Genomic DNA, 21,104 nt, shown 5'->3' with positions numbered 1-21,104 from the left:
GACATGCTTCGAATGAAGCAGGTTGACGCTGGTTCTGGGAGGTTCCGGCGGAAAAAAATCCTGGGCAGCTTGTTGCTGGACCATGCGTAAATTTAGGGAGGCATCATGTCCACGAAACGTCTCGCTGCATCCGCGGCGGCATTTGCTATTTCGCTTTCTTTTGGCACCTCTGCCTTTGCAGCAACCGAACTGCAATGGTGGCACGCCATGACCGGCGCGAACAACGAAGTGGTCGATCAGCTCGCCAAGGAGTTCAATGAGAGCCAGAGCGAGTACAAGATCACGCCGGTGTTCAAGGGCACCTATCCGGAAACCCTGAATGCAGGGATCGCAGCCTTCCGTTCGAAGCAGCCTCCTGCCATCATTCAGGTCTTCGATGCCGGCTCTGGCGTCATGATGGGCGCAGAAGGCGCCATCATGCCGGTCGCCGACGTTCTCAAGAAGGGCGGATTCGAGTTTAACAAGGCCGACTATCTTGCTGGGATTGTTGCCTATTATTCGAAGCCGGACGGCACCATGCTGTCCTTCCCCTACAACTCGTCTTCGCCGATCCTCTATTACAACAAGGATGCCTTCAAGAAGGCCGGCCTCGACGCCGAAAACCCTCCAAAGACCTGGCCGGCTGTGTTCGAAGCCGCTCGCAAGATCAAGGAAAGCGGCGCTGCACCCTGCGGCTTCACCTCGACCTGGCTGACGTGGATCCAGACCGAAAACTTCGCCGCCTGGAACAACGTCTCCTACGGTACGAATGAGAACGGCCTCGGTGGCGGCAAGGTGGAATTGAAGATCAATGCGCCGCTCTTCGTCGAGCACTTCCAATCGATCGCCGATCTCGCCAAGGATGGCACCTTCCGTTATGGTGGCAGAACGTCCGAAGCGAAACAGCTTTTCCTGTCCGGTGAATGCGCGATCTTGACGGAATCATCCGGCGGCCTCGGCGACATCGTAAAGTCCGGAATGAACTACGGCATCGGCCAGCTTCCTTATTACGAAGGTCACGGACCACAGAACACCATTCCAGGCGGCGCAAGCCTTTGGGTCTTCGGTGGAAAGACCGATGAAGAATATAAGGGCATTGCCCAGTTCTTCCACTTCCTGTCGCAGACGCCGATCCAGGCACGCCTGCATCAGGTGTCCGGCTACCTTCCTGTGACCAATGCCGCTTACGAAGCCACCAAGGCTTCCGGGTTCTATGAAAAGAATCCGGCGCGTGAAACGCCGATCCTTCAGATGACCGGCAAGGCACCGACGGAAAACTCCAAGGGTGTTCGCCTGCCGAACCTGCCGCAGGTTCGCGACATCATGAATGAGCAGTTCGAAGCCATGCTGGCGGGTAAGCAGGATGCCAAGACGACGCTCGATCAGATCGTCAAGCGCGGCAACGCAGCCATCGCGGCCGCCTCCAAATAATCCCTGTAAGCTGAAGCCGCTGCCCGCATCTTTGGATGCGGGCAATGCTTTTTCCCTGGCCGGCTGAGGAGCATCACCCTTGCACACGGTTCACTTCCCGAACAAAATCCTACCCTACCTGCTGTTGGCACCCCAAATCGTCCTGACACTGATTTTCTTCTTCTGGCCCGCAAGCCAGGCGATCTATCAGTCGGTGCTGCAGGAAGATGCATTCGGGCTTAAAACGACCTTCGTCGGTCTTGCCAATTTTTCAGACACGCTGTCGGACCCGAATTATCTCCACGCGCTTCAGGTCACGATCGTCTTCAGCGCGTTGACAGCCCTGGTTTCCATGGCGGTGGCACTGCTTCTGGCAACGGCTGCCGACAAGGTCGTACGCGGACAGACATTTTATCGTACGCTGCTGATCTGGCCCTATGCGGTTGCACCTGCCGTCGCTGGCATGCTGTGGCTCTTCATGTTCAACCCTGCCATGGGAACGCTTGCCTATCTGCTGCGCTCCACTGGCTTCCAGTGGGACCCGCTGCTGAAGGGCGACCAAGCCATGGCACTGATCGTCTTTGCGGCAGCGTGGAAGCAGATCAGCTATAATTTCCTCTTCTTCGTGGCGGGTCTTCAGGCCATCCCGAAGTCGCTCATTGAGGCCGCGTCCATTGATGGCGCTCGAGGAAGCCGGCGCTTCTGGACGATCATCTTCCCGCTTCTTGCGCCGACCACGTTCTTCCTGCTGGTGGTCAACACGGTCTACGCCTTCTTCGACACCTTCGGCATCATTCACGCCGTCACCGGCGGCGGCCCTGCCAAGGCTACCGAAACGCTCGTCTACAAGGTCTACAATGATGGCTTCGTCAACCTGAACCTCGGCTCATCCGCGGCCCAGTCCGTGATCCTGATGATCATCGTGATCGGCCTGACAGCCTTCCAGTTCCGCTTCGTCGAGAAGCGGGTGCATTACGGGTGAGGACCAGACATGATTGAAAAACGCCCTATCGCAAATGGCATCGGCCATCTCATCCTCATCATCGGCATCATCATTGTCGCCTTCCCGATCTATTATACGTTCATCGCCTCCTCGATGACATCGCAAGACATCATCCGCCCGCCCATGTCGCTGCTTCCGGGCGGCCACCTTGTGGAAAATTATCGAGAAGCCTTGGCGGGTGGTGTCGAACGTGTGGTCGGCGTCAGTCTTGAACGCCTGCTCTTCAACTCCTTCGTCGTGGCCATGGCGATAGCGGTCGGCAAGATTATCATCTCGTTCCTCTCTGCCTTCGCCATCGTCTTTTTCCGCTTCCGCTTCCGGATGTTTTTCTTCTGGATGATCTTCATTACGCTGATGCTGCCAGTCGAGGTGCGCATCCTGCCAACCTATAAGGTGGTCGTCGATCTCGGTTTGATCGACACCTATGCGGGCCTGACCCTGCCATTGATGGCGTCGGCCACGGCCACCTTCCTGTTTCGGCAGTTCTTCCTGACGATCCCAGGAGAGCTGGTCGAAGCGGCGCGCATCGACAACGCCGGACCGTTCCGCTTCATGAAGGACATCCTTCTTCCGCTCTCGAGCACCAATATTGCAGCTCTCTTCGTGATCCTGTTCATCTATGGCTGGACCCAATATCTCTGGCCTCTCCTGGTCACGAATGACGCCAAGATGAACACGATCATCATCGGCCTTCGCCGCATGGTCGACTTCACTGACGCCTCCACCCCCTGGAACTACGTCATGGTCACAGCGATCCTCGCTATCATCCCACCCATCATCGTTGTCGTTGTGATGCAGCGGTGGTTCGTTAAAGGTCTTGTGGAGACAGAAAAGTAATGGCCCAGATTGTTTTGAACGATGTCCGCAAGATGTATGGCAGTGTCGAAGCCATCAAAGGCGTGTCTCTGCAAATCGCCGATGGAGAACTGGTCGTTCTCGTAGGCCCATCCGGTTGCGGCAAATCCACGCTGCTGCGCATGATCGCCGGTCTCGAAAGTATCTCAGGCGGTGAAATTTCGATCGGCAATCGGGTGGTCAACGACTTGGAGCCGTCCGAGCGGGATATCGCCATGGTTTTCCAGAACTATGCGCTCTATCCGCATATGACGGTGCGACAGAACCTCGCTTACGGGCTGAAAAACCGTAACACCCCGAAGGACGAGATCGATCGCCGTATCGAGCAGGCGGCAAAGGCGCTGGAAATCGAGCAGTTTCTGGAGCGCAAACCGAGGCAATTGTCCGGCGGCCAGCGGCAGCGTGTTGCGATGGGGCGCGCAATCGTACGCGAACCCGCCGCCTATCTCTTCGACGAGCCTCTATCGAACCTTGATGCCAAGCTTCGCGTACAGATGCGTGTCGAAATCAAGAGGCTCCAGCGTTCGCTTGCCACGACAAGCGTCTACGTTACGCATGACCAGATGGAAGCGATGACGCTGGCCGATAGGCTTGTGGTCCTGAATGCAGGGCGCATCGAGCAGGTAGGCACCCCGATCGAACTCTATGAGCGTCCGGCGACGACCTTTGTCGCGACCTTTATCGGCTCGCCCTCGATGAACCTGCTTGCCATCCCGACATCGTCCGGCAACTGGTCGATGACGCAAGACGCAGCAACTCCGGCCGCTGCAACCACGCTCGGCATTCGCCCGGAAGACCTTCACCTGATCGCAGACGTTCCCCAGGATGAGGCCTTTAGCGCATCCGTCAAGGTGGCTGCGGTGGAACTGGTCGGCGCTGAAAGCTACGTCCACGGCACATTAGCCGATGGCAGCGATATCGTCTTTCGTGTGGCGGGACGCTCACGCATCGAGATGGACGATGTGTTGCAGATCGGCGCGAAGGCTGCGGATCTGCACTTCTTCAATGCCAGCGGCGCTCGTATCGACTGACTGCAAAAATGAAGCGGGATCTCCGAAGGTCCCGCTTCAACAATTCGGTAGAGCGAAACATCGCCTAAAGACCGAAGCGCTCGACCTGACGGCGTATTTCTTCGATCCCCAATCCGGATCCTAGAAGCATCGAGAGAAGAACGCGCGCTTTTTGCGAACTCAGATCACCTGCAAAGATGACGCCGCCTTCGGCAAGCGTCTTGCCGCCGCCGTTCCCGTAGATCGGTTTGACGCGACCGCGTTGGCACCTGCTCGTCATGATGACGGGGAAACCGCTCTTGACGAGATCGATAGCAGCAGCCGTCACGGCGGGCGTCGCATTGCCACGGCCAAAACCCTCGATGACGATGCCGCGCATTCCTTCAGAGGCAGCGAAGCGGAGGAACCGGTCGCTGGTGCCGATTCCAAGCTTGACGATCTCGATATCCGACTCGACGCGCTCTGCGCCAATTTTGCCGGGGCTCACCGGACGCCGGTGCACGACGACCAAGTCGCCATCGACTTCGCCTAGTTTCCCATGCTCGGCAGAAATGAACGTATCGGTACGAGAGGTGTGCGACTTCGTCACGTCGCGGGCCGCATGAAACTCCTGCTCGAAACAAAGCAGCACGCCCAGACCGCGGGCGGTCTCAGATGCAGCGATACGAGCCGCGTCCGCGATGTTTCGCGGACCATCTCCGTCCGGCTCATCGGCTGCGCGCTGCGCGCCGGTGAAGACGACCGGCTTTTCGCAGTCGATGAGAAGATCGGCCATATAGGCGCTCTCCTCCATCGTGTCGGTTCCATGCGTCACGACAACCCCGTCGATTTTGGGGTCGGCGAGATGGTCCCTTATCCGGCAAGCGAGAGCAAAGGCGTCTTCGAGCGAAAGCGCAAAACTCCCGACCGTCATGAATTCGTCGACCACCAGCTCGACGCCAGCAAGACGGCTTTCCACCGTGGCCCGAAGGTCATTACCGCCAAGCTTAGCAGTCACATGGCCTGTGCTCGCATTCTTCTGCGAGGCGATCGTCCCGCCCGTGGTAATGAGGCAAACAGTTTTCGTCATGATCATTCCCCTAAAATCTTTAAGGCAGCTAACTTGGTCTGACCAAGATTGTCAAATGGCTAAGAAATGGGCAGGAACTGCCTATTCTTTGACGTTGACGGCCTGACCAAAATCCGATCTTCTGCAACAAACAAAACCCTTGGTCAGACCAAGACGGAGAACAAACCTGGTTGAAGCGGCGATCAAGAGGACAGCGGGAGGGGCAAGCGCAGGCGGAAGCACTGTGGCGGCCACGGTCAAAGCGCTCGCCTCGATGATCGCCGAAGGCCACTGGTCGCAAGGCGCAGCACTTCCGCCGCAGCGAGAACTCGCAAGGCTTCTGGACATCAGCCGGGCGACACTTCGTGAGGCCATCTCCGTTTTGTTGACCACCGGCAAAATCAAAGCTCAAGACAATGGTCGCGGGTTCATCATCGCTGAGGCCAGCGACGAGAGAAACGGTGCCTGGCCGCAAGCCGCCCCCTACTCTCTTCGCGAGGTTTACCAGTTGCGGCATGTTGTCGAGAGTTACGCAGCGCAGCTTGCTGCGATCTCCCGCACGCAGGACGATCTTGCCGCCCTCCGCAACACGCTCGCTGCCTTTCGCCGCGCGGCACATGACGCGGACTTGGGCGGTTACGTAGAGGCCGATGCAGAGTTTCATCGCCAGATCCTGGCGATCTCCGGCAACCGTCTGCTCGTCGATATGCATCGAACATTCGCGGTCGTCATGCAGGAGAGCCAACGTATGCCGGTATTGCACCCCGGCGATCTTTGGCCTGCGGTCAAGGAGCATGAGTTGATCCTGGAGGCCATCGAACGCGGCGATCCGGACGGTGCGCACTATTACATGCGCAAACATATCAGCATGGGGGGCAGCCGCTCGGGCCTCTCTCCAACCGAACTGCCCTGAATTTAATCAGGCCAACCTGGCCATTACAGAAGGAAGCGATCATGGCGAAGGAAATTTTGGTGTCCTATGGTATCGACGTCGATGCCGTCGCGGGCTGGCTTGGCTCTTACGGTGGCGAAGACAGCCCTTGCGATATTTCCCGCGGCGTCTTTGCGGGCAAGGTCGGCTCTGTACGCCTTCTCCGTCTTTTCGAAAAATGGGGCATCAAGACCACGTGGTTCATTCCCGGACACTCGATCGAGACATTCTGGGATGAGATGAAGCAGGTCGCCGATGCCGGTCACGAGATTGGCATGCATGGCTATAGCCATGAAAACCCGATTGCCATGACGCCCGAGCAGGAGGAAGCGATCTTCGACAAGTGCGTCGACCTCATCACCAAGCTTTCCGGCAAACCGCCGCGCGGTTATGTGGCGCCTTGGTGGGAGTTCGGCTCCAAGACGAACGAGTTGCTGAAGCAGAAGGGTATTCTTTACGATCACTCCCTGATGCACAATGACCACCATCCCTATTACGTCACCGTCGGTGACGAGTGGACGAAGATCGATTATTCGAAACATCCTTCGCACTGGATGAAGCCTTTCACCCAGGGTCCCGAAACCGACCTGATCGAAATCCCAGCATCCTGGAATCTCGACGACCTCCCGCCGATGATGTTCATCAAGGCCGCGCCCAATAGCCACGGCTTCGTCAACCCACGCGACCTCGAGCAGATGTGGATCGACCAATTCGAGTGGGTCTATGAGAACTACGATTACGCCGTCTTTCCGCTGACCATCCACCCGGATGTCTCCGGCAAGCCACACGTTCTCAAGATGCATGAGCGCATTTTCGACCACATCCGTCAGTTTGAAGGCGTGAAGTTCGTCACCATGGAAGAAATCGCTGCTGACTTCGCCAAGCGCTATCCACGCAGCGGCACGGCCCGTCCACAGTCATAAGTCTTAAGGCATAAGGGAGAAAGCGAATGTGCGGCCTGTGCGGTGCGCTTGGCGCGGCAGATCATTGGAGCAGCGGCGGCAAAGGCGTTGCGTCGATGACGCCCGCCGCCGAGCGCTACCGACAGGCCAGTGCCGTCAATGCAGTCCTCGGTCACTATGGGCTGCGTTTGAAGGTGTGGAACGATCGATATGTTCTCACTGGCCGCACGGGAAGAAGTGCGGTCGTGGACCATCTGGGCCAGTTGTGGCCATTGGCAGAGGCTTTTGCCGGCGAGGCGATCGATCCTCTCGATCCAACACTCCTCTTGAAAATGCGGGAGGCGTGATGGCATCCGGCGCCCAGCAACCCATTATCGTCAATGTCCTCACCGGCTTTCTGGGCTCCGGCAAGACGACTTTGCTCAATGCATTGCTGTCGGAGCCCGATCTTTCCAACACCGCTGTGATCATCAATGAATTCGGCAGCATCGGTCTCGATCACCTGCTTGTCGAGACGATTGAGGACGACACCGTCCTTTTGCAGAGTGGCTGCATCTGCTGCACCATCCGCGGCGATCTGAAGCAGGCGATCCTGTCCCTCTTCGAAAAGCGCAAGGCAGGTCGTATAGGCTCTTTCACCCGGCTCATCATCGAGACCACGGGACTTGCCGACCCGGCACCGATCGTCGCCACGCTGACGGCTGATCTGATGTTGAAATATCATTTCTCGATGGGCAACATCGTCACCGTCGTCGAAGTGCCGAATGGGCAGCATAACATTGAGACCTATACCGAGAGCGCGCGGCAGGTCGCCGTTGCCGATCGCCTGATCATTACCAAAACGGATCTTGCAGAGCCCGATGCGATAGCGGCGCTCATCGCCAAGCTGTCGACCATGAATCCGACAGCCAGCATCGAAATCACCGATCCTGCCAATCCCGCGGCGAGCCTGATCCTGACGGAGGATATCCACGACCTCTCAGCCCGGCCAGCCGAAGCTCGGCGCTGGGTCGCAGCTGAGCGTTACCATGACCACGCACATGCGCCGCTGCAAGACGTCAACGCGCATGGTGCGATCCGCGCCATATCCGTGACCACACCCAACACCGTCTCATGGCCACGGTTTTCGACATGGCTTTCCCTGCTGGTCAACAGGCATGGCGAAAAGCTCCTGCGGGTAAAGGGCATCATCGGCGTCAACGGATATGAGACGCCGGTGGTGATCCACGGTGTTCAACATCTTATCCATCAACCCGTGCACATGGCCGCATGGCCCGCAGGCGACCGCACGAGCGTGCTCGTCTTTATTGTCGATGGCGACATCGGGGATATTGCCCAGTCCTTTGCCGCCTTTGTCGAGGCCGATCCGCTTGCGATAACAGACTCTCCGAAGCAGGCGGAGCGATAGTCACGCCTCGCTCATCGAACGCCAAGCGCGCGGCTTCGCTACTGATTAGCTTTGAAACCCGCTGATCAAACAGCGAGGAAGCCGCCATCGATCGGCAGTATGGCACCGGTAATCATCTTGCTGTCGTCGGACAAGAGCAGCGCGATGCTCTCTGCCACTTCCTCCGCCTCAGCGAAGCGATTGAGGGGATGGCGAACCATCATCGGCTGGCTCTTGACTGGATCGTTCCATGCTTCTGCAGCGAGTTCGGTCAGGGTGATGGTGGGTGCGACCGCGTTGACGCGAATACCATGGGGACCAAGCTCTTTGGCAAGCACACGCGTCGCGCCCTCAAGCCCGGCCTTGGACGCCGCATAGCAAAGATGGTCCTGAAACCCGCGGTGTCCGGCAATTGACGTGATGTTGACGATCGCGCCGCCCCCTCCTTTTGCCACACGTGCCCGGGCGAACTCCTGGCAGGTGATAATTGCCGCGCGCAGATTGATGCAGAGTACAGCCTCATAGCCGGCATCCGTCATGTCCAACACGCTTTCCAACACATTGATGCCGGCGCTATTGATCAGAAAATCGCAGGGGCCTGCTTCTGCCATTGCGGCCCGGGTGGCGGCGGCATCGGCAAGATCTGCGCGGATCGAGCGTCCACCAATTTCGGCTTTCAGGCTGTCGAGATCGGACTGAGTACGGCTGATCGCCACGACCTCCGCACCGCGTGACGCCATCAGGCGGGCGCAGGCGCGTCCAATTCCTTTTCCGGCTCCGGTAATGATGACGGACTTTCCAGTAAACTGCATGGTATCCTCGCATTAATGCGGCCGCGTTGGCCTGCTAATCTCTGACTTCTACGGTGTTCAGGAGTGACTGTTGGAGCGAACGGTCCGTGCTACATTCTGCAGCGCCAGGAACGCCTGGTAGCGCGCATCGTGCACCTTTCGGAATGCAGCTTCAGGTGAGGCAAGGTTTTTAACCCTCGACATTGCAGGCATAGCGGACGAAAGATCCGGGAAAGCCCCTGCGGCAACTGCGCCCAGCATGGCCGAACCAAGAAGAACCGGCTCTTCGCATTCCGTCAGCTCGACAGGCATACCCATCGCATCCGCCAGCAACTGCTGAGCAAGCGGATGGGCCCCCGCCCCTCCACTGACGCTGATGGTTTCCACCGGCGCACCGTGGCGCGCCTGTGTCTCGATGATCTGGCGAAGCCCGTAGCCGAGGCCAAGAAGCCCCGCGACATAAAGCGCGACGAGGGAATCCACCCCAGTCTCCATGCCATAACCAGCGATGATAGCGCGCGCGTGGGGGTCGGCGAACGGCGCGCGATTACCGAGAAATTCCGGCACAACGTGAAAGTCCTTGGCAATATCCGCTGCGGCGGAAGCCGACGCAGCCAGGCTCAAGGCGCGATCGGCGAGCCAGACCGGCAAGGCCTTGCCCTCCTGATCGGCTCGCGCCTTTGCCTCGGCAAATGCCGGATGCAGTTGCACCAGATAATCGATGGCAGCCCCGGCAGCCGACTGCCCGCCTTCATTCAACCAGGCGCCTGGAACCATGGCGGAATAATAGGGACCCCAGACGCCTGATACAAAGGCAGGTTTGGCGGTGGTCGTCATGGTGCAGGAGGATGTGCCGAACACGTAACCGAGGCATCGCGACGCGTCACCGCCTGCAGCGACCGTTCCCACTCCACCGGCATGCGCGTCGATCAGACCGGCGGCGACAGCGGTGCCGGGGCGTAACCCCATCGCTCGTGCCGCCTCTTCCGTCAGGCCGGAGCCGAGCGCAGTGCCGGGATGGACGACGCTTTGACCAATGCGGCGGAAGCCCTGCTCCGCCAGGTCGCCGAGACCGATCGCGTTGAAATAATCGGCGTCCCACCGGTCCTCATGGGCAAGATAGGTCCATTTGCACGTCACGGTGCAGGCGGAACGGTCGAGCGATCCGGTGGCCTTCCATGTGAGAAAATCCGTAAGATCGAAAAACTGCGCAGCGCGGTCGTAGACAGTGGGGCTGTTTTCCTTAAGCCATAGAAGCTTGGGCGTCTGCATCTCTGGCGAAATGCGCCCGCCAACATATTGCAAGACGGCGTGGTCGCCGGCATTGATCCGCTCAGCCTGTCCAACCGCGCGGTGATCCATCCAAACGATAATGTCCCGCTCAGGATGGCTGGGATCGCCAACCGGAAGCGTCTCATCGCCCGCACCGCAGACAACAAGCGAACATGTCGCGTCAAAGCCGAGGCCCGCCACGTCAGCCGGGTCTATACCTGCTCGCGAAACGCTTTCCCGGACGCTCTCGCAGACCGCTTGCCAGACCTCGGCACTCGACTGTTCCGCAATGCCACCGTCTTCCCGATGCATCGAGATCGATCGCTTGGCCGTTGCGAGAAGCTTGCCCTCGGTATCGAATACACCAGCGCGAGCAGATCCAGTGCCGACATCGACGCCAATCAGGTAAGAAGCCATTTGAGACAGTCCTCGCTCGGGTGATCCAATATGTGAGAATAGCGTCTGAAATATTTGATTTCAGACGCTCCTTGATGTTAGACGCGATCGAAGTTGGTCGGCAAAACCAACATGTCGCGGATCGTGACCGTGCGCTTGCGCGTCAGCATATAGACGATGGCGTCGGCCACTTCGCTCGCGTCGATGAGGCTACCCGACTCCTTGGCCTTGCGGAGGTTTTCCTCCGGCCAGTCTGCCAGCAGCGCGGAGACGACCGGACCGGGCGAGACCTGGGCGACACGCACACCGTGCGGGATCATCTGGCGGCGCATGCCTTGGACGAAGCTGGTGATCGCCCATTTCGAACCGGAATAGACGGGCTCCCAATAAGTGGGGAAGTGACCGGCGATCGAGCAGGTCACGATGATATCGCCAGTCTTGCGCTCCGACATGTGCGGGACCACGGCGTGGACATTCTTCATCACGGCATTGACGTTGAGGTTCAACATCTTGTCGATCGCGTCAGGCGTCGTCTCCGTCAGATCGCCGCCGATGTAGGTGCCAGCATTGCAATAGAGAATGTCGATGTGATCGACCTTTGCCAAGATCTCCGGGATCATGGAATTGCAGCTGTCGGTATCCAGAAGGTTGGTAACCTGCGCGATGGCACGCTCGCCAAGCTTTGCGACGAGCTCATTCAAGGCCTTTTCGTTCCAGTCGACCATGACCACGGTCGCGCCCTGTTCCAAGAGTGCTTCGGTGGTAGCAAGCCCGATACCGGAAGCGGCACCGGTGATGACCGCGATCTTGCCTTGCAGCGATTCAGACATTTAGTTCTCCTGCGTTTATGAAGATGTTCCGGATGACCTAGCGCCACTCGCGCCCGATATAGATGGCCAGCAGAATGATGAAGCCCTTGATGACGTCCTGCAGATAGGGGTTGATGCCCATCAGGTTGAGGCCGTTATTGAGGATGCCGAGCAAGACGGCGCCGATCAGTGTGCCGAGAATAAGCCCTCTGCCGCCGGCAATGGCCGTACCGCCCAGGACCACCGCAGCGATCGCATCCAGCTCGAAGCCGACACCGGCGTTGGGCTGACCGCTCATCAGACGCCCGGTCAAAATGAGGGCAGCGAGCGCGGCCGTGACGCCCGAAATGCCGTAGACGGCAAGCTTGACGCGCTGCGTCTTTACACCCGAGAGCCGCGCTGCGAGCTCATTGCCGCCAAGAGCGTAGACGTGACGACCAAAGGCAGTCCGCTGAAGAAGAACCCAGGCAACGGCGTAGATCACAACCATGATGACAACCGGGACAGGTACGATGCCAATGCGGCCAACACCGAACCAGGAAATCCAGCTTGGAATGCCGCTGACTGGGTAGCCGCCGGAATAGATAAGGCCGAGACCGCGCGCCATTCCCATTGTCGCCAGTGTAACGATGATGGCCGGCATCTTTCCCCAGGCGACAAGAGCGCCATTGAATATGCCGATACCGAGCCCGATGAAGAGCCCCGCGGGCAGCGCCACCGAAGCTGGCAACCCGGTATTGACCATCAATCCCGCCGAGAGCGTTCCGACAAGCGCCATGACCGCGCCGACGGACAAGTCGATGCCGCCGGTCAGGATGACGAATGTCATACCGACGGCAAGAATGCCGACCACTGACACCTGCCGAAGCACGTTCATGATGTTGTTGACGCTGAAGAAGTTGTCGCTCGCGAGACCCATCAGGATCGAGACGACGATCAGGCCTGCAAGCGGCAATGCTAAGGGCGAATGCAGCAGGCCGCTCAGTTTGAAGCCGCCCGTCTTCACGGCAACGCCGGTGTTTGCATCAAGCGACATGTTCAACTCTCCCGGTGGTGGCGTTTGTCATTATTGTTTCGGAATTGATATCGTCGCCCTCGAGCGTGGCGACGATGCCGCCGGAGCGGAAGACGCAGACCCTGTCGGACATGCCGATCACCTCGGGCAGCTCTGACGAGATCATGATGATCGAGTGGCCGCTTGCGGCGAATGAACGCATCAGCGCGTAGATCTCTGCCTTGGCACCCACATCGATGCCACGCGTAGGCTCATCGAAGATCAGCACGCGCATGTCATGGTTCAGCCAGCGCGCAATCACGATCTTTTGCTGGTTGCCACCGGATAGCGTGTCAACGCGAGCGTAGGGTCCCTGCGCCTTGACCTGCACCTGCGCCATCGCCCGCTGCGTGTGCTCCAGTTCCTTCTTGAGGTCTAGGAACCAATGGGCTTTACGGTATTTGCGGTAATTGTTCAGCGAAATGTTTTGCAGGATGGAGAAGCTGGTGATGAGCCCCTCTTCCTTCCGGCTTTCCGGTAGCAGGCCGATACCGCGGATCAGCGCATCGTCAGGACCGGAGAACCGCGTCTCTGAGCCATCCAGCTTTATCTTGCGCCGCGAGGCAGAGTGCGCGCCAAGCATGGCGAGAACCGTTTCCGATCGGCCCGAGCCCACAAGCCCGGCGAAGCCGAGGATCTCGCCCTTACGCAACGAAAACCGCGAGACGGGGCCGCCCTTCTTCAGCTGAAGTTCTTCGACATCGATCACGACGTCGGCCGATGGATCAAGCTTCGGTTTCGGCGGGAAGCTCGCCTCGATGCGCCGGCCCACCATCATTTCGACCAGCCGATCGTTATCCACCTCGGATGTCAGGCAAGACCCGATCAGCTCTCCGTCACGCAGAACGGTGATGCGGTCACAGATTTCGAAAATTTCCTCGAGGTGATGCGAAATGAAGATGATCGCCACACCCTGGCGACGCAGTTCACGCATGACGTTGAACAGGTGCTCAGTCTCGGACGGGGTCAGCGTTGCCGTTGGCTCGTCGAGCACAAGAATGCGCGCGTCGAGCGATAGCGCCTTTGCAATTTCGACGAATTGTTGCTGAGCGACCGAAAGCCGTTTGATCGGCACATCAAGCGGAACATCCACCGCCAGACGGCGCATGATCTCAGCGGCCCGCTTGCGCATGGCGCCCTTGTTCAATAGGCGAAACGGCCCGCGGATCTCCCGGGCGAGGAACATGTTCTCGACAGCGTTGAGGTACGGGATCAGGCTAAACTCCTGAAAGACGATGCCAACCCCGGCAGCAATAGCCTCATCGTAGGTGGCGAAACGCCGCTCCGTACCGTCGATGCGGATCGTCCCTTCGGAGGGCTGCAAAATGCCACAGAGGATCTTCATCAAAGTCGACTTGCCAGCGCCGTTCTCGCCGAGAAGCGCATGCACCTCTCCGGGGCGTACCTGAAGGTCGGCACCGCGCAGGACTTCGATCTTGCCGAAGCTTTTTCTTATTCCATTCAGTTCCAGCATCTTAACCCTCCTCAATGGTCGGGATTTAGAGCGCCGTGCGTCTTTCAGGACGCAAAAAGGACGCTCTAATGTCGTTAGATCCAAGCGTCCCGCCCCCGCCTAAGCGAGGACGGAGCCTGGGAGGAGTTCTTACCAGCTGAATTCGCCGGCGTTCTTGCTGTCCACGACCATGACGTCGATCGGGACTTCCTTCGGCACAACGCGGGCGCCCCACTTCTGGGCAAGCGCCATGGCAAGTCCGACACGGACCTGGTCACGCGGGAACTGCGCCGTGGTTTCGATGAAAGGCGTACCGTCGGCGATGGCCTTCACCGCTTCTGGAGCGCCGTCTACGGACGTCAGCTTGATGTCCTTGCCGGAACCCTGGATCGCCGAGAGCGCCCCCATCGCACCGCCGTCATTCACGGAAAAGATGCCCACGAGGTTGGGATGCGACTGGATTATGTTCTCGACGACGCCAAGAGCAACGGAGCGATCCTGACGGCCATTCTGCGTGTCGACGAGCTTGATATCCTTGAATTCCGCCAGTGCGGCCTTGCAGCCTTCGACGCGCTGGAGGATCGGCACGACCGGAATACCGTCGAGGATCGCGACCTCGCCCTTGCCGCCAACGGCGTCACCGAGATGTTTGCAAGACATGTAGCCCGCATCGCGGTTCTTCGAACCTACGAAGGTGTCGACCGGACCATTTGCATTGGCATCCACGGCGACAACGATGACGCCCGCGGCCTTGGCGGCATGAACGGCGGCTTCGATGCCTGCGCTGTCGGTCGGATTCAGAAGAAGGATATCGATCTTCTGCTGAAGCATATCTTCAACGTCGGAAATCTGCTTCGCAACATCATGGCCAGCGTCGGTTAGGACGACATCGGCACCGATGCTCGCTGCGGCTTCCTTCAGCGCTTCCTGCATGGACACGAAGTAAGGGTTGTTCAACTCCTGAAACGTCATGCCGATCTTCAGCTTTTCCTGCGCCAGAGCTGGAGCGGCCATCAGTGCAAGCGCGGCTGTCGCCATCAGAAACTTGGATTTCATTTTCATGTACTCTTCCTCCCGTTGGAATTTGGGCAGCAACTACCCGTTTCCGGACAGTCGTCTGTCCGAATTGATGAAGTCTGCGATGTACGGTTGCGTTATTCCGCCATGACTGCCGCCTTTTGGGCTGCGAATATGGTTCGGAATCTCGACGGTGACATTCCCTTAAGCTTCAGGAAATGCCGGTTGAAATTCGACAGGTTGGAGAAGCCTACATCGTAGCAGACTTCTGCAACCTTGACGTCCTGATCCGCCAGCAGCATCTGGCAGGCGAGATCGATCCTGAGTTGATTGCGGTAACGCACAAGCGTCGTTCCGGTATGACGCTTGAAGGCCCGTGAAAAGGTGCTCGGGCTCTGGCCGACGATCTCAGCCAAATCGATTTCATCCACCTGAGCGGTCAGATGCTGGCGCAGATGCGACAAGGCGCGATTGATGCCGCTATCTCCGGTTCCTGTCAGGTCCAGCTCATAGCTGAGACTGGCCAGAACTTCGGGAGATGGCGCTTTGACGAGCAGGTCAAGAATTTCCCAGAAGAGCGCGAGGCGAGTGAGCCCCTGTGCTTCTATTAGCCTTTCGATCAGAGGCCGGACGCGGTTGCTCGTCTCATCGTCAAACAGAATGCCACGGCGGCTACGCTCCAACAGACTGCGAACCGGTTCCATCTCCGACATGCATGCGCTGGCGTCTTCAATAAATACTTCCGGAAACTGGATCACGAGAGAGCGCGTCGGAACGATTTCCTCGGGCTCAATCTCGCTAATCCAGTTCTGGGGGAGATTGGGTCCGGTCATAATCAGCTGACCGGGGTCGAAGCGTCCAACGAAGTCACCGATATAGAACGTGCCAGAGGTGGCCACGACGAGGTGAATTTCGTACTCGGGGTGGTAGTGCCAGCGGACCGTGCGGAACGGGTAGCCATGCCGCCAAGCAGCGAAAGACTCGCCCTTGCGAATATGGACCAGTTCCAGATCGGGCTGCATCATGGTTCCTCCCTCACGCACGTCCGCCTTAATTAGAAGCGAGACCATTCCTCTTATGGCTCGTCCCGGGCGTTGATGCGGACCATAGGCGCGACAGCATATGTTGCTCCACATCACGGCGCGGAAATTGCTGATACTTTTTTGACTCCTATATGCTGAAAATCGAATAGACGTGCATCGGGCCCTTCAATCAACAGCAAACACGCAGCCATTTTAGCCAACAACTTTGCGTGATGCGCTGACAAACAGTGCAATCGCACCCCGAGCAGCCAAAATTTTTACACTTCTCGCGGAGGCGACACTGGCGCGTGCCTTATACTTTTCCGCACATCTTGTGGTGGATAATCATCAGAAAATCATCGGTGGTAAAATGGAGGACTATCATCGGAGGCGTCCATCCGAACGTCGTGCACCTGTCATCAGTCAGAGTGGACAGGCTGAGACGCAGTCATCATAGTGTCACCAAATCGTTGCGCACCTGACCGGCTTGGGACCTGGCGCAAGGAGGCATCCCACTGCCATTGGTCGTCATGCCACTTAGAAGGATAGGACGAATGCAACCGAAACTTCTCAGCCAAACCTTTTTTGCCCTGACCCTATGCGCCGCCGTGGCCTCGGCACAGCAGGCGTCCGACATCGTTGCGCCGGAGAAAGCGACAACGGTCGCAACCGCCCAACGTGTGGAAGCCAAAGACTTTATGGTGGCAGCGGCCAATCCCCTCGCTGCCGAGGCGGGGCGTGATGTCATCGCAGGCGGCGGAAATGCGATCGATGCGATGGTTGCCGTGCAGACCGTGCTTGGTCTCGTCGAACCGCAAAGCTCCGGTCTCGGCGGCGGTGCGTTTCTCGTCTATTACGATGCAAAAAGCGGGAAGCTGACCACCTTCGATGGCCGGGAGACAGCGCCTATGGAGGCCACACCGACACTCTTTCTCGACGAGAAAGGTCAACCCCTGAAGTTCATGGACGCTGTGGTTGGCGGTCGCTCCGTTGGAACGCCTGGAACGGTCCGCCTGCTTGGGGACGTCCACAAACGCTTCGGCAAAACGGAATGGGCAAGTCTGCTGAAGCCGGCCCAGACTCTGGCAACGCAAGGGTTCCAGGTGTCGCCGCGTCTTGCCTCCCTGGTTGCTTCCGAGGGTGACCGGTTGAAGACGTACAAGGAAACCACGTCCTATTTCTTCGATAGCGCAGGCGCGGCCTTGAAGGCAGGCACCGTGTTGAAAAATCCGTCTTATGCCGACACGCTTGCGATACTTGCGAAGGACGGTGCCGACGCTTTCTACAAAGGGAAAATTGCCGAAGACATCGTCAAGACTGTGCGGGAAGCCGCCGGTAATCCTGGCGTACTTTCGCTGGCCGATCTGTCCAACTATCGCATCATCGAGCGAGAGCCGGTCTGCTTCACCTACCGCGCTCTCGATGTTTGCGGCATGGGGCCGCCGTCGTCAGGCGCGGTTGCCGTCAGCCAAATTCTCGGCCTCTCGGAACATTTCGATCTCAAGGCTTTGGGGCCAAAGAATGTGGAAAGCTGGCGCATCATCGGCGATGCCCAACGTCTTGCCTTCGCAGACCGCGAACGTTACCTAGCCGATCCGAACTTCGTGCCTTTGCCGATCAAAGGCTTGCTCGACAAATCCTATTTAAGCGAGCGATCAAAGCTGCTGGATGGTGACAAGGCGTTGACCAAGGATGCGGTCAAAGCCGGTGAACCGGGTTGGGACCACGCGCTCCTCTTCGGGCAGGATGCGGCACTGGAATTACCCTCCACAAGCCACTTCGTCATCGTCGATAAGGAAGGCAACGTCGTTTCCATGACGACAACGATCGAAAATGGCTTTGGGTCGCGTCTGATGACCAATGGCTTTCTCCTCAACAACGAGTTGACCGACTTCTCCTTCAAGACCCATGACGGCGGCCTGCCGATTGCCAATCGTGTCGAACCCGGAAAGCGCCCACGCTCTTCGATGGCGCCAACCATCGTGATGAAGGACGGCAAACCGCTGCTCGCCATTGGCTCTCCAGGCGGCAGCCAAATCATCGGATATGTGGCGCAGGCGCTGATCGCCTATATCGATTGGGGCATGCCCGTGGAGGAAATCGTCGCCCAGCCGCATCTCATCAATCGCTTCGGCACTTACGATATCGAGGCTGGCACCCAGGCGGAAGACATGGCCGACGCCCTCAAATCGTTGGGATACGACGTGAAGCTGGGCGAGATGAATTCCGGCTTGCACGCCATCGAGATCACCGACGAGGGTTTGGCCGGAAGCGCCGATCCGCGACGGGAAGGCGTGGCTGTGGGGAACTGATTTGTCCCGCGAAAAGGCAAGCCTCTCCTAAGAGGCGATGTGAGAACCGAAGCCCAGAGCTTATACCAAAGCTTACTGTCGGTATTAAACATGCCGGAAGATCGACCTAAACTGGCTCACTCTTTCCTATGCCGTACACATCTCAGAGGCACCCTCCCCTCCATTCTCGGGTTTTTGGACTTTCGGTTACCCCCTCACGCTTCTGCCAGTGTGACCTGTGGAAGCGTCGTCATCATCCGGTCGAAATAGACCAGCGGCAACGGACCCCTTTGGCTATCGGCAGCGTGAACGTCGCAAAGGAAGATCGTATGCGTCCCAGAGCGCATCGTATCGTGAATGGTGCAACTGAATCGCGCACATGCGTCTTTCAAAATGGGCTGCCCCAATTCATCCGAGCCCCACTCCCCAACCTCAAAACGTTGCTCCGGGGGAACCTTGCCGCCAAATGCGCCTGCTACGGCCTCTTGGCCTTTCGCCAGAATGTTCAGGCTCAACCGGCCATTTTCAACAACGACAGGATGCGCGGAAGCTGACGTGTTGACACAAACAAGGAGACGGGGCGGCTCCTGGGAAACGGAACAAGCCGCAGTCACCGTCAATCCACCTCGCCCGGCCTTGCCATCGGTCGCGACGACTTTGACGGCGGCGGCCATCATCGCCATGGCATTCTTGAAGTTGGCGTTCTCTGCCGCCTCAATGTTTTTATCAGTGGACATGTCTGTCTCTCCAACGTGTTGACCCGAAGGATCCGGCGATGCCGGATCCTGTTTCTCGCAGATCACTCCGCTGCAACCTGCGTGGCACCGTTGCGTGCGAGGCGCAGCGCCGCGCCGGGGTGGTTGTCGGGAAGAAGCGGACCTCGGCCGAAGAGCTTTTGACGGAGCGGGCCTTCCGCATACTCCCGCTGAGCTAAGCCCCGCTGCTGCAAAACGGGCGTGACGTGGTCGATGAAATCTACGAATGTTTCCGGGTGAAGCTGGCAGATCATGTTGATGCCATCAACGCCTGCATCCTGCCAACGCTCAAGTTCATCCGCGATGAAGTCCGGCGTGCCCACGATGCGGCAATTATAAGACAGCGCATTCGCGACTTCCTTGACGGTGGCCTTTTCCCCGTGAGGCTTACCCATCTCAATCATGCGCGCATATCCCTGCAGGCCGTCGAGACCAGACTCGTCCACCGGCTTATCAGGGTCGAGATGGGAAAGATCGACGCCCATATCGCGGCTGACATGGGCAGCAAGCCCTTCATAGAGAACCCATTCGTCGATTTCAGCGGCTTTCCTGTTTGCCTCCTCCATCGTGCTGCCGACGACGAAGGACAAGCCCTGGATGAACTTAATGTCGTCCACGCCCCGCCCCATCTGCTCGGCGAGCTTCTTCGTTCCCGCGATGCCGATACGGGCGCCATCGACATTCGGATAGAGGATGAACGTGCCCTCTGCGTGTTGCGCCGCGAATTGACTTCCCCTTTTCGAGGCACCAGCCTGGTAGAGCATGGGCGTACGCTGAGGCGATGGCGCAACAAGGTGCGGTCCCTGCACCTTATAACGTTCGCCTACGTGGTCTATGGGGTGTACTTTGGTGTGATCGCTGAAGACCCCCCTCTCCCGATCGGCGATCATCGCGCCCGCTTCCCAAGACCCTTCAAAAAGCTTGTAGACCACGTCCATATATTCATCGGCCCAGTCATATCGCTGATCATGAGGGACGATCTTGTCATATCCGAAATTGCGCGCTGCATTGTCTGTCACACTCGTAACAATGTTCCAGCCGATACGCCCGCGGCTGATGTGGTCGAGTGTGGACGCCTTCTTCGCAAATGCGAAGGGATGCTCGGAAAGAATCGAACTCGTAAACACCAGTCCAAGGTTCTCTGTCACGGCAGCAAGCGCGGCGCACATTGTAAACGTGTCGTTACAGGGCATGTGAAGGCCCTGTTCAAAATAAGCATCCCACTTTCCATCATAAGCCGGGTCGATACCAAGGATGTCGGCGAAGAATATCGCGTCGAAGCGCCCCGCTTCCAGCTTCTTGACGAGTGCTGACCAGGTCTCGAACTCGTTGAACTTGGCAAGCTGGTTTCGCGGATGGCGCCAGGTACCGTGATAGATATGAGACGCGACATTCATGGTGAAGCAGTTGAATATCATTCGCTTGCGCATTCGCTGTTCCTTCTCGCTTTTCTGTTGCGGTTGAAGGAAAGATTATGTCGCAGTGCAGCAAGCGTCTTGCTCCACAGTGAACATCGGTTGTTCTCAGAGTGTCGTGTAGACCAACCGGACCAACACGAGCCGCGCCCCTTCGAGTGACACGCATCTCCATTCGGCTCTGCCTACACGGCGGTGCTGGTCGCCAAGAAAGGAAGAAGGCAAGTCGATAGCAGGATGACGTTTCGTAAATCGGAGCCACAGGATCACGGAGGCTGCGATGCGTATGCACGAGAAGACTGTG

At 58.2% G+C, this 21,104-nt stretch carries 19 protein-coding genes; 9 read left to right on the top strand and 10 right to left on the bottom strand.

The window, feature by feature from the left end; all coding sequences use genetic code 11:
- Positions 1 to 105: 105 nt before the first annotated feature.
- The 4 genes from ugpB (at position 106) to QE435_RS08370 (ending at position 4,278) form a co-directional block, all read left to right on the top strand.
- Positions 106 to 1,410 (top strand): sn-glycerol-3-phosphate ABC transporter substrate-binding protein UgpB, encoded by a 1,305-nt coding sequence (ugpB, locus tag QE435_RS08385; RefSeq protein WP_349040936.1) that lies wholly within the window; start codon positions 106 to 108, stop codon positions 1,408 to 1,410.
- Between the two features lie 79 nt (positions 1,411 to 1,489).
- On the top strand, positions 1,490 to 2,371 hold the full coding sequence (gene ugpA / locus QE435_RS08380) for a sn-glycerol-3-phosphate ABC transporter permease UgpA (protein WP_309770381.1): 882 nt from the start codon (positions 1,490 to 1,492) through the stop codon (positions 2,369 to 2,371).
- A gap of 9 nt (positions 2,372 to 2,380) precedes the next feature.
- Complete coding sequence (ugpE, locus tag QE435_RS08375) at positions 2,381 to 3,229, top strand: sn-glycerol-3-phosphate ABC transporter permease UgpE (RefSeq protein ID WP_309770380.1); 849 nt, start codon at positions 2,381 to 2,383, stop codon at positions 3,227 to 3,229.
- Positions 3,229 to 4,278, top strand: a complete 1,050-nt coding sequence (locus QE435_RS08370) for a sn-glycerol-3-phosphate import ATP-binding protein UgpC (protein ID WP_349040935.1) — start codon at positions 3,229 to 3,231, stop codon at positions 4,276 to 4,278. Before ugpE ends, QE435_RS08370 begins: the two co-directional genes overlap by 1 nt.
- Positions 4,279 to 4,342: 64 nt before the next feature.
- On the opposite strand, the gene QE435_RS08365 is transcribed toward QE435_RS08370, so the two are convergent.
- Positions 4,343 to 5,326 carry an asparaginase gene (locus QE435_RS08365; RefSeq protein WP_349040934.1) on the bottom strand — a complete coding sequence of 328 codons (984 nt, stop codon included), beginning with the start codon at positions 5,324 to 5,326 and terminating at the stop codon, positions 4,343 to 4,345.
- Positions 5,327 to 5,549: 223 nt separating this feature from the next.
- Here QE435_RS08365 and QE435_RS08360 point away from each other — a divergent pair, with 223 nt between their 5' ends.
- From QE435_RS08360 to QE435_RS08345, 4 genes are read left to right on the top strand one after another with little or no spacing between them, the layout of a single operon-like run.
- Positions 5,550 to 6,218 (top strand): FCD domain-containing protein, encoded by a 669-nt coding sequence (locus tag QE435_RS08360; protein ID WP_349040933.1) that lies wholly within the window; start codon positions 5,550 to 5,552, stop codon positions 6,216 to 6,218.
- 41 nt (positions 6,219 to 6,259) lie between these two features.
- Entirely contained in the window at positions 6,260 to 7,159 is a 900-nt protein-coding gene (locus QE435_RS08355; RefSeq protein WP_306927739.1) for a polysaccharide deacetylase, read from the top strand.
- 26 nt (positions 7,160 to 7,185) lie between these two features.
- On the top strand, positions 7,186 to 7,485 hold the full coding sequence (locus QE435_RS08350; protein WP_349040932.1) for a hypothetical protein: 300 nt from the start codon (positions 7,186 to 7,188) through the stop codon (positions 7,483 to 7,485).
- Positions 7,485 to 8,546, top strand: coding sequence for a GTP-binding protein (locus tag QE435_RS08345; protein WP_349040931.1), 1,062 nt, complete (start codon positions 7,485 to 7,487; stop codon positions 8,544 to 8,546). Before QE435_RS08350 ends, QE435_RS08345 begins: the two co-directional genes overlap by 1 nt.
- A 65-nt stretch (positions 8,547 to 8,611) precedes the next feature.
- Here the strand turns inward: QE435_RS08345 and QE435_RS08340 are convergent, their stop codons facing one another.
- From QE435_RS08340 to QE435_RS08310, 7 genes are all read right to left on the bottom strand, one after another.
- Entirely contained in the window at positions 8,612 to 9,337 is a 726-nt protein-coding gene (locus QE435_RS08340; protein ID WP_349040930.1) for an SDR family oxidoreductase, read from the bottom strand.
- A 57-nt stretch (positions 9,338 to 9,394) separates the two neighbouring features.
- Positions 9,395 to 11,005 carry an FGGY-family carbohydrate kinase gene (locus QE435_RS08335; protein WP_349040929.1) on the bottom strand — a complete coding sequence of 537 codons (1,611 nt, stop codon included), beginning with the start codon at positions 11,003 to 11,005 and terminating at the stop codon, positions 9,395 to 9,397.
- Positions 11,006 to 11,082: 77 nt separating this feature from the next.
- Entirely contained in the window at positions 11,083 to 11,814 is a 732-nt protein-coding gene (locus QE435_RS08330; RefSeq protein WP_349040928.1) for an SDR family oxidoreductase, read from the bottom strand.
- 37 nt (positions 11,815 to 11,851) lie between these two features.
- Entirely contained in the window at positions 11,852 to 12,829 is a 978-nt protein-coding gene (locus QE435_RS08325) for a ribose ABC transporter permease (protein WP_349040927.1), read from the bottom strand.
- A complete protein-coding gene (locus QE435_RS08320) occupies positions 12,819 to 14,321 on the bottom strand; it encodes a sugar ABC transporter ATP-binding protein (RefSeq protein ID WP_349040926.1) in 1,503 nt (500 codons plus the stop codon). Before QE435_RS08320 ends, QE435_RS08325 begins: the two co-directional genes overlap by 11 nt.
- A 129-nt stretch (positions 14,322 to 14,450) precedes the next feature.
- The gene (locus QE435_RS08315) at positions 14,451 to 15,362 is read right to left on the bottom strand and encodes an ABC transporter substrate-binding protein (RefSeq protein WP_349040925.1); all 912 of its coding nucleotides are present in this window, start codon (positions 15,360 to 15,362) and stop codon (positions 14,451 to 14,453) included.
- Between the two features lie 92 nt (positions 15,363 to 15,454).
- On the bottom strand, positions 15,455 to 16,339 hold the full coding sequence (locus QE435_RS08310) for a helix-turn-helix domain-containing protein (protein WP_349041159.1): 885 nt from the start codon (positions 16,337 to 16,339) through the stop codon (positions 15,455 to 15,457).
- A 554-nt stretch (positions 16,340 to 16,893) separates the two neighbouring features.
- Between QE435_RS08310 and ggt the strand changes: the two genes are divergently transcribed.
- Entirely contained in the window at positions 16,894 to 18,651 is a 1,758-nt protein-coding gene (gene ggt, locus QE435_RS08305; protein ID WP_349040924.1) for a gamma-glutamyltransferase, read from the top strand.
- A gap of 194 nt (positions 18,652 to 18,845) precedes the next feature.
- Here the strand turns inward: ggt and QE435_RS08300 are convergent, their stop codons facing one another.
- Positions 18,846 to 19,367 (bottom strand): flavin reductase family protein, encoded by a 522-nt coding sequence (locus QE435_RS08300; protein WP_306927756.1) that lies wholly within the window; start codon positions 19,365 to 19,367, stop codon positions 18,846 to 18,848.
- A gap of 62 nt (positions 19,368 to 19,429) precedes the next feature.
- On the bottom strand, positions 19,430 to 20,815 hold the full coding sequence (locus QE435_RS08295) for an NtaA/DmoA family FMN-dependent monooxygenase (protein WP_349040923.1): 1,386 nt from the start codon (positions 20,813 to 20,815) through the stop codon (positions 19,430 to 19,432).
- Positions 20,816 to 21,104: the final 289 nt, after the last annotated feature.

Origin of the sequence: Agrobacterium sp. SORGH_AS 787 (genome assembly GCF_030819035.1) — a bacterium.
Classification (GTDB): domain Bacteria; phylum Pseudomonadota; class Alphaproteobacteria; order Rhizobiales; family Rhizobiaceae; genus Agrobacterium; species Agrobacterium larrymoorei_B.
The sequence above is the reverse complement of the archived record's forward strand: the minus strand, read 5'-3'. Positions and strand labels throughout refer to the sequence as shown.

Coding starts and splice junctions, on each gene's coding strand:
- QE435_RS08365 (WP_349040934.1), bottom strand. CDS start 5,326: ATGACGAAAACTGTTTGCCTCATTACCACGGGCGGGACGATCGCCTCG.
- QE435_RS08320 (WP_349040926.1), bottom strand. CDS start 14,321: ATGCTGGAACTGAATGGAATAAGAAAAAGCTTCGGCAAGATCGAAGTC.
- ugpE (WP_309770380.1), top strand. CDS start 2,381: ATGATTGAAAAACGCCCTATCGCAAATGGCATCGGCCATCTCATCCTC.
- ggt (WP_349040924.1), top strand. CDS start 16,894: ATGCAACCGAAACTTCTCAGCCAAACCTTTTTTGCCCTGACCCTATGC.
- QE435_RS08330 (WP_349040928.1), bottom strand. CDS start 11,814: ATGTCTGAATCGCTGCAAGGCAAGATCGCGGTCATCACCGGTGCCGCT.
- QE435_RS08370 (WP_349040935.1), top strand. CDS start 3,229: ATGGCCCAGATTGTTTTGAACGATGTCCGCAAGATGTATGGCAGTGTC.
- QE435_RS08310 (WP_349041159.1), bottom strand. CDS start 16,339: ATGCAGCCCGATCTGGAACTGGTCCATATTCGCAAGGGCGAGTCTTTC.
- ugpB (WP_349040936.1), top strand. CDS start 106: ATGTCCACGAAACGTCTCGCTGCATCCGCGGCGGCATTTGCTATTTCG.
- QE435_RS08345 (WP_349040931.1), top strand. CDS start 7,485: ATGGCATCCGGCGCCCAGCAACCCATTATCGTCAATGTCCTCACCGGC.
- QE435_RS08335 (WP_349040929.1), bottom strand. CDS start 11,005: ATGGCTTCTTACCTGATTGGCGTCGATGTCGGCACTGGATCTGCTCGC.
- QE435_RS08325 (WP_349040927.1), bottom strand. CDS start 12,829: ATGTCGCTTGATGCAAACACCGGCGTTGCCGTGAAGACGGGCGGCTTC.
- QE435_RS08355 (WP_306927739.1), top strand. CDS start 6,260: ATGGCGAAGGAAATTTTGGTGTCCTATGGTATCGACGTCGATGCCGTC.
- QE435_RS08350 (WP_349040932.1), top strand. CDS start 7,186: ATGTGCGGCCTGTGCGGTGCGCTTGGCGCGGCAGATCATTGGAGCAGC.
- QE435_RS08340 (WP_349040930.1), bottom strand. CDS start 9,337: ATGCAGTTTACTGGAAAGTCCGTCATCATTACCGGAGCCGGAAAAGGA.
- QE435_RS08315 (WP_349040925.1), bottom strand. CDS start 15,362: ATGAAAATGAAATCCAAGTTTCTGATGGCGACAGCCGCGCTTGCACTG.
- QE435_RS08300 (WP_306927756.1), bottom strand. CDS start 19,367: ATGTCCACTGATAAAAACATTGAGGCGGCAGAGAACGCCAACTTCAAG.
- QE435_RS08295 (WP_349040923.1), bottom strand. CDS start 20,815: ATGCGCAAGCGAATGATATTCAACTGCTTCACCATGAATGTCGCGTCT.